Origin of the sequence: uncultured Campylobacter sp., from assembly GCF_937997595.1 — a bacterium.
Classification (GTDB): domain Bacteria; phylum Campylobacterota; class Campylobacteria; order Campylobacterales; family Campylobacteraceae; genus Campylobacter_B.
The window spans coordinates 1-1,098 of record NZ_CALKTS010000224.1 but is presented as its reverse complement, the minus strand read 5'-3'; the positions used below and the strand labels follow the sequence as shown (position 1 = coordinate 1,098).

Sequence of the window (1,098 nt, the reverse complement as noted above, 5' to 3'; positions counted from 1 at the left end):
TAAAGCTCGCTCAGTTTCGCGGCGCGCTGGCTCTTAAAATTTTACAAATTTTTGGGAATTTTGCCGAATATACGCCGCTTCAGGTAAAAAAATCTGTCACAGGAAAGGCAAAGGCGGCGAAGGAGCAGGTTGCTTTCATGGTGAAGCGGATCTTGGGGATTAATAAGGAGATTAAGCCGCTTGATATTACAGATGCTATAGCTATCGCGCTTACGCATGCAAATGTTATGCGCTTAGCGCCTAAATAGGAGGTTTTATGAAAATCGCTATTTTGCAAATGGACGTGAAAATGGCTCAAAATTTTGCAGATTGTGAGCAAAATTTTATCCGCGCGCGCGGGCTGATCGATCGCGCGTTAAAACGCGGCGCGGACGTAGCGGTGCTGCCGGAAGCCTTTAATACGGGCTTCAATACGGCTAAATTTAAAGAACTCGTCGATACGAACGCTGCTCATACGAAAAAAATTTTAAGCGAAATTTCACAAAAAAACGGCGCTGTTTTGATTGGCGGAGCGATAAATTCTAGGCAAGATAAAATTTACAATTCCGCTTTCATCTATCAAAACGGAGCTAAAATTTTACGCTACGACAAGATCCACGCCTTCTCGTTCGCTCGCGAAAATGAGATCGTAAGCGGCGGCGATAGGTTAGGAATTTGCGAGGTCAAATTTGGAAATCGCGCGGTCAAAATCGGCGTTGCGGTCTGCTACGATCTGCGCTTTTGTGAAATTTTTCGCGCTTTAGCGCTTCGCGGCGCACAGATTGTTTTTGTGATCGCGCAGTTTGCGCAGAGCCGCATAGAGCATTTTATCACGCTTGCGAGAGCCCGTGCGATCGAAAATCAAATTTTTATCTGCGCGGTAAACGGCTGCGGCGATACGGGGCAGGGCGAGAGTTTCGGCGGAAATTCCATGCTGATAAATCCCTACGGCGAGATCGTCGCGCGCCTAGGCAAAAAAGAGGCCGTGAAGATCGCTCGGGCGAATTTAGATGAAATTTTAAAATTTCGCGCTAAAATGAATTTTTTAAAAGATATGAAACCTAAAATTTATAAGGAGTTTTGATGAAAACTTTGGTATTTGTGATCGATATGCTAAAC

General features: G+C 45.0%; 2 protein-coding genes. Both read left to right on the top strand.

What is annotated here, in order from left to right:
• Nucleotides 1–248 (top strand): crossover junction endodeoxyribonuclease RuvC (locus Q0614_RS07575; RefSeq protein ID WP_298787741.1); only part of this gene is annotated, 248 nt, incomplete at its 5' end.
• Nucleotides 249–256: 8 nt separating this feature from the next.
• Entirely contained in the window at nucleotides 257–1,063 is an 807-nt protein-coding gene (locus Q0614_RS07570; protein ID WP_298787739.1) for a nitrilase-related carbon-nitrogen hydrolase, read from the top strand.
• Nucleotides 1,064–1,098 lie beyond the last annotated feature (35 nt).

Coding starts and splice junctions, on each gene's coding strand:
- Q0614_RS07570 (WP_298787739.1), top strand. CDS start 257: ATGAAAATCGCTATTTTGCAAATGGACGTGAAAATGGCTCAAAATTTT.